The 1,897-nt window shown below is 76.3% G+C and carries 2 protein-coding genes and 1 pseudogene; all 3 read right to left on the bottom strand.

Going from position 1 to position 1,897, the window contains the following annotated elements:
* A pseudogene (locus tag ACFT55_RS20100) lies at positions 1 to 248 on the bottom strand (hypothetical protein); the annotation flags it as partial.
* Between the two features lie 124 nt (positions 249 to 372).
* Positions 373 to 1,563 (bottom strand): MFS transporter, encoded by a 1,191-nt coding sequence (locus ACFT55_RS20095; protein ID WP_380245627.1) that lies wholly within the window; start codon positions 1,561 to 1,563, stop codon positions 373 to 375.
* A partial coding sequence (locus tag ACFT55_RS20090) for a GntR family transcriptional regulator (RefSeq protein WP_380245625.1) occupies positions 1,560 to 1,897 on the bottom strand: 338 nt, incomplete at its 5' end. The genes ACFT55_RS20095 and ACFT55_RS20090, both read right to left, overlap by 4 nt.

Below are 1,897 nucleotides of genomic sequence, written 5' to 3'. Positions count from 1 at the left end.
GTCGCGACGGGCGCGTACGTCGCGACCGGCGCGTACGGCGCCGTGGCGGCGGCGGCCGGGACGGGGGCCAGCACGCTGGTCGCCTCGGCCGGCGTCTCTGGCCGGGACGGGCGTGCCGGGGCGTCGTCCACCCAGTAGTCCCATCCGGGCGGGGCGGGGGGCCACGCGGGGTCGGGGACCCACCCGGCGTCCGGCCGGAAACCCGGGGGCACCTGCCACCCCGGGGGCGGGTTGAAACGCACAGCCATGACACTCCTCCGTCGTCGAGCGGCACCCACTATGGCGGAAACCGTCGACCCGGGTCCATGCCGGTCAGCGCGCGGTCAGCGCGCGGTCGGCGCGCGGTCTGCGCGCAGGAGGGCGGAGGCGGGGTCAGGCGCCGGGGAGGTGCGTGCGGGAGCGCGCCACGACGACGCCCGTCGAGACGATCCCGAGCACGACGAGGACGGCGAACAGCTGCGCCGTCGTGAACGGGGGCGTGACGGCCGCCATCACCGCCGGCGTGAGGAACCCGGCGTACGCGACGGCGTAGAACACGCCGGTGAGGCCTGCGAGGTGGCGCGGCCCGGCGATGCGCTGCACCTCGAGCAGCGCGGACGACAGGCCGATCCCCATGCCCGCGCCCGCGACGACGGCGGCGCCCACGCCCCACCACGGGCCGCCGGTCGTCACGGTCAGCCCCACGCACGCGACCGCGGCGGTGAGGAGCGCGACGGCGACGGCGAGCCCGCGTGCGCTGTCGACGGCGTCGAGCCGTTTGGCGAGCGGTTGCACCACGGCGGCGACCCCGAGCGCCACCACGGTCACGAGCGTCGCGTACGCGACCCCGAGCCCTTGCGTCTGGTCGCGCAGCAGCACGGGGGCGTAGCCGTAGGCGAGGGCGGCGACGACGAAGATCCACGGGGCGACGACCGCGACCACGCGGGTGAACCGGCGGTGCCCCGCCGCGGGCACGCCCAGCCCGCGCCACCACGGACCGGACCCGCCGCCGAGCGTGCTGGTCTCGGGCGTCCGCAGCACGACCAGCAGGAACGGTGCCGTCACGACGAGGTGCACGACGAACGGCAGCACCTCCGGCCACGGGCCCCACTGCGCGAGGCAGCCGGCGACGAGCGCGCCGACGCCGGACCCGAGCGTGAACGCGAGGGACGCCCGGCGCGCGCCCGACCCGGCGTCCGCGGCCCGGTCGAACGGGACCTGCGACAGCTCCTTGAGCCAGCTCGTCCCGACGGACGTCGCGGTCCCGACGGTGAGGCCCGCGAGCAGCCGCCCGACGTAGATCGGGAGCGGCCCGAGGAAGCCGAGCGCCAGCACGGCGCTGGCCGCCATCGCGCACACCGTCGCGACCAGCATCACGGGGCGGCGGCCGTACCGGTCGGACAGCGTCCCGGCCACCAGCAGCGCGGGCGCCAGGCCGAGCACGTACACGCCGAGGAAGGCGTTCACGGTGGCGTCGCCGTAGCCCTGCACCTGCTCGTACATGAGCAGCACGGGGGTGAACTGGTTGCCCGCCCACGAGCACACGAACAGCGCGCTGAACGCGCCCAGCCAGCTGCGCCTCACAGGATGCCCCGGTGCCGGCGGACGTGGTCGTGCAGGAGGTCGCAGTAGGCGTCGGCGTCGCCCTGCTCGACGGCGGCCAGCATCGCCTCGTGCTCGGCGAGCGCCGCCGCGACCTCGTCCGGGCCGACGTGCAGGTGCTGGTACATGAGCCGCAGCTGCCGGTCCCGGAGCAGTCCCATGAACTGCACCGCGGTCTGGTTGCGCGACGCGCGCACGAGGACGCCGTGGAACGCGGAGTCGGCCTCGGCGAACGCGTCCACGTCGCCGGCCTCGGAGGCGAGGCGCTGGCGACGGACGTGCGCCCGCAGCTCGTCGACGACCGCGTCGGCGGGGC

Origin of the sequence: Isoptericola sp. NPDC057191, from assembly GCF_042670225.1 — a bacterium.
GTDB lineage: Bacteria > Actinomycetota > Actinomycetes > Actinomycetales > Cellulomonadaceae > Isoptericola.
Note: the sequence above shows the minus strand (reverse complement) of the source record. Positions and strands in the feature narration are given on the sequence as shown.